Origin of the sequence: Albidovulum sp. (assembly GCF_049646345.1) — a bacterium.
Lineage (GTDB): Bacteria > Pseudomonadota > Alphaproteobacteria > Rhodobacterales > Rhodobacteraceae > Albidovulum.
In genome coordinates this window covers 1-4,351 of record NZ_JBARVQ010000476.1, presented here as the reverse complement: position 1 = coordinate 4,351, position 4,351 = coordinate 1, and the positions used below count along the sequence as shown (strand labels likewise).

General features: G+C 58.1%; 3 protein-coding genes and 1 pseudogene. 1 reads left to right on the top strand and 3 read right to left on the bottom strand.

The genetic code is table 11. The annotated features are described in order from the left end of the window. Positions 1–882 precede the first annotated feature (882 nt). Positions 883–1,977 (top strand): Fic family protein, encoded by a 1,095-nt coding sequence (locus WBB85_RS11925; RefSeq protein WP_432638831.1) that lies wholly within the window; start codon positions 883–885, stop codon positions 1,975–1,977. Positions 1,978–2,163: 186 nt separating this feature from the next. On the opposite strand, the gene WBB85_RS11920 is transcribed toward WBB85_RS11925, so the two are convergent. From WBB85_RS11920 to WBB85_RS11910, 3 genes and pseudogenes are all read right to left on the bottom strand, one after another. Next, complete coding sequence (locus WBB85_RS11920) at positions 2,164–2,634, bottom strand: hypothetical protein (RefSeq protein ID WP_432638830.1); 471 nt, start codon at positions 2,632–2,634, stop codon at positions 2,164–2,166. Beyond that, positions 2,634–3,839, bottom strand: a complete 1,206-nt coding sequence (locus WBB85_RS11915; protein ID WP_432638829.1) for a nucleotidyltransferase domain-containing protein — start codon at positions 3,837–3,839, stop codon at positions 2,634–2,636. Before WBB85_RS11915 ends, WBB85_RS11920 begins: the two co-directional genes overlap by 1 nt. Continuing rightward, positions 3,836–4,351, bottom strand: a pseudogene (locus tag WBB85_RS11910) (CBASS cGAMP-activated phospholipase); the annotation flags it as partial. The gene WBB85_RS11915 and the pseudogene WBB85_RS11910, both read right to left, overlap by 4 nt.

Genomic DNA, 4,351 nt, shown 5'->3' with positions numbered 1-4,351 from the left:
GGCGAGGACACGGCCCCTTTGGAGCCGCCGCGCCCGCGCGGCGCTTGCCGGTTTACTTCGCACCGGCCGGATGGCAGGCGGACCAACTGACAGGATAACCGTCGGGGCAGGGGGGAGCGCAGGCTTTTGCCTGCGTCGATCCCCTGTCACGGCAAATGATTCATGACGATCCGCGCTTCATGCGCGGATCTCCGTATCCTCAACAGCAAAGACAAGCAGGCGCTTGACCCGCGCCGCGCCGGGAACTTCAGTGGCATCGGGCGGCCCCCGGGTCGGCTGCGGGGGCTGTCCGCCCCCGGCGCGCTACCCCGAGGACATTTCCAGAAAGTGAGTGGCAAAAGGGAAGGGCGACCGGCCGAGCCGCCGCCCGCGAAAGCGACCGCTACCCGAATGGGCCGAGACTAAGGCCACTGACCGACATGCGGCCGCGGTGCCGTCTGGCTCGGATGAGACAGGCTGCGCCGCTCTCAGGCCGCAGGAGGGCAGGGGGCTTCGGCTCGGGGTGACGGCTTGCCGGCACCTGGGGCGCGGTCCCGCGCTCGCGCAGGATTCGCCAAATCTTCCTCCCGCTGCGACAGCGAGAGTGTCGCCGGTCGGTGGCAACGAGTTGATATTCGATCACTGGTCTGGCCAGAACCCACCAATCCGGCGCGTCGGGCGGAAAGCCGACTTTCGCTGCGGGTGCGAAAGGTGATGTTGTGTTTTTCGTTAGCAGCCATTGGTTGAGAGTGATTTTTCAACTGATCGTTGTTGTGGGCTTCACATGGTCGATTGTTTTGTGAAACGAACGCGATGGCGATATGTCAACGTTAGCGGTAGCTCTTAACATGTCCAGATCGTTGTGTTAAAAAAACGCAAAATAGTTAACATATGGGGCCAGTCGTGTTAACACCGACCTATGACATCCAACCCCTTCCACCATCGGTGGATTTTGACACCGTGCCAATTCTCAAAGCGCTGGCGCGTGCCAATCGGGTATTGGCGGAGCTGAAAGGACGGGCTGCGTCCATTCCGAACCAGACCATTTTGATCGATACGCTTGCTCTGCAAGAAGCCAAGGCGAGTTCCGAGATTGAAAACATCGTCACCACGCAGGATGATCTGTTCCAAGCCGAGCTGTTTCCGGGTGGGCTTGGCAGCGCAGCAGCGAAGGAAGTGGCACTTTACCGGGACGCGCTCAAGCTTGGATTTGATAGGCTCCGAGCGTCGGACGGATTGCTCACAAATGCCACGCTGATCGCGATGTTCCGGCTGCTCAAGCAGCGCGAAGGTGGGTTTCGCGAAACACCGGGGACAGCACTCAAAAACGAAGTCAGTGGCGAAGTGGTGTTCGTTCCGCCGCAAGACCGCAACCAGATCATCAAACTGATGGACGGACTCGAGGCCTATGTGAACGAAGCCAATCGCGACCAGCTTGACCCGCTCGTCCGCATGGCGCTGATCCATCACCAATTTGAAAGTATCCACCCCTTCCCTGATGGCAATGGCCGGATCGGGCGGATCCTGAATGTGCTCTATCTTACCAAAGCGGAGCTCTTGGAAATCCCGATCCTCTATCTGAGCAGGCACATCACCCGCAACAAAGCCAGCTACTACCGGCTGCTTCAGGACGTGCGCACAGATGGTGCCTGGGAGGCCTGGGTTTTGTTCATGCTGGAGGCTGTGGCGGAAACCTCAGAAGCCACTCTGGTGCTGGTCGAGGGCATCCGGACGCAGATGCAAGCGATGAAAACCCGGCTGCGGGATGATCTGCCCAAGCTCTATTCACAGGACTTGTTGAATAACCTGTTCCGCCATCCCTATACCCGCATCGATTTTGTCGTCAGCGAACTCGGGGTCTCTCGCCAAACCGCTGCCAAATACCTGGATGAACTGGCAGCGCATGGGATTGTCGACAAAATCCAGGTCGGGAGAAACAATTATTTCATCAATACGGCACTGGTACAGTTGTTTCTTGATGTCGCGGGAGGTGATTGACCTGATCTTCGGGGAAGCGGCCGTTCGCTGCAGGAGCGAGAGGGCGGGGCACCGACGGCGAAACCGGACATTCCCCCGACGGTCAGGCCGCGACCGGCTCGACCCGAAGGGTCGTTCGGGAACCGGACTTTCGCTGCGTGTCAGCCAATTTTGAACGATTGCGATAAAGCGGACCTCCGAGAACGCTCACAACCGGGCTAGGCGCCGTCTGGTTTCGCGGTTCCCTTGGGGGTCCGCGTCTTCGCCAGGATGTTTACCGCCGCCTTTCCAATCATCAGAGGCAAGCCAGTCCTCGAAGTAGAAAAGCCAGAGATAAGTCCACGGAATTATTGTCTGATCAAGTCTCTTGCTCCCGTGCCATTCTCCTGTTCCAGGCAGGTATAGGCAAAGCCGAAGGGGGGTGAGATAAACGTGTGGAATCTCGCGTTCGCCTGCGAGCTCGGTCAACGATGGATTGTCGACAAACACATCCGGCGTTTCGCCCTCTTTAAGGGTCAGGCGCACCATGTAGTCTCGGGCGAGAGGGGTCGGTTGAACTTGGGTGGTCCAAGTGAGCTTGCGGCGACTGACCTCGCCGGAGCCGCCAACGATGGGGTTTGATTTCAAGAAGAGAAGTTGCTGCGAGAGCGTCATCACTTGCTTGCCGCCCCTATGCATCACTGATCTCCGAAAAAGGTGTTTGAAGGTACGGACGTTGGCGACGCCGCGGCTTTGGACGTTGTGAGGCCAAGAGCCGGGGCAACGAGAAGGCTTCCGGACTTGCGAGCGCCGCGCAGGTTATCGAGGTGCTTTTCGAGAACGGGTTTTGTCACGCTGTCGCCAAAGGACCGCTGCATATTCTGGGTCAGCGCATCGTGCCCGACGCCGTCACGAATCGCTTCAAAATCTGCCAAAGCGGTGGCGTGCCAAACTTCAAACGCTTTGGGTTTACGCGCATCCTTGTTCCAGCCTTCTGCAAAGTTCTCGCCGGATGTGGTCTCGTTCCAGACGGCATAACCTGTCCGGCCATCGATGACCGGGTGTTCGATGAAATGCGGCATCATCCGGATTGTCTCTATGAGAACGTCAAGCGCATCTTCAAAGACATGTCGCTTTACGCAGTAGGCGTAAGACTGCATGGCAAGAGTTGTAATGATGACCGAAATTGGTGCGATTTCATCCGTGTTGTTCGCAAAGACGACGTCCCGATGGCGCTTGAGAAGCTGGACAACGCGACGCAACACGCCTTTGGCGGAGTGATAGGCCGGGAATGGTTCCACGCTGGCTTGATCGCGCTTCATCGCCACCATCTTCTGGGTGAGGCGCGGCTGGAGGGCAGCACGTGCATCAAAGAGCTTCTTGTAGGCTTTGGGATTGGTCGGATGCCAATCATGAAGCTTGCGGTCCGGAACCAGCTCTCCGCCATTGTAGCAATGGGGATTTGCGATGGTGGGCGAGAGGTCCAGATGGAAGTCTCCCGCATAATTGAGACGCCAACAGCGCTTTTTCTCTTCGAGGATCTCTGCGTAGGTTTTGTGTTCGCGCAGACGATTGCCGACGGCTGCCTTAAGTCTGCCTGGAGAGACGCCAAGCGAGACCGCGGCACAGAAACAAATCAGATCAATGTCAAACTCATCGCGTCCAATTGGCTTCACAGCCGTGCCAAGCGCGGTGGAGCCCTGAAGGTAGACCAATGTTTTAACGAGCAACGGATCGGTTGATCTTGAAAGCCAATCGCCCACGGCGTTGTAGCTTTGCTCTGCGCGCTCGAACTGCGATCGGGTGATGTCGAGGATGTCCCCGATCTCTTCGAGCAGGGTGAAAATCGAAGCACGGCGTCGAAGTTCGCCGTCTGTCAGCGGGGTACGAAAGGGAGAGTTCATGCGGCCACCTCCTGCAGCGAGTGGATAGGTGTGAATGGATGGGCGGGTTGCTCGAAGAAGAGCTTGCGCAGATGCGGCTTTGCGTTGCGTGCCGCAGAGATGCCCATGCCCTTCAGGCTTTTGATCTTTGTGGTGTCATCGAGCGAGAAAAACCCTGCCGGCACCGCGGGCGAGATCCGATGGAGGCGCTCGCCTGAATAGGGGTGGTCCAAAAGAAGCTTGGCCATGCCAAGCGCACCGTGCGATTGCCCGTCACCGTAAAGCGACAGCAGCCCGAGATTGAGCTGGGCCAGCCCCGGTTCCTCTGGGAGCATGTAGACCTCGTCAGAGCAACCGAGACTGAGAACCTGAATGTCGTCGCGATGCCAGCCTAAGATGGTGATGGCTTCGACGACAGCGATGGCGACAGGGTTGTTTGCCCAGGTGCCACCGTCGGTCAATCCAACATCGTCTGGCGTACGGTGGCGCTTAAAATAGGTGGGTGCCGCAGCGGTTGCGAGCGCAGCATCAAG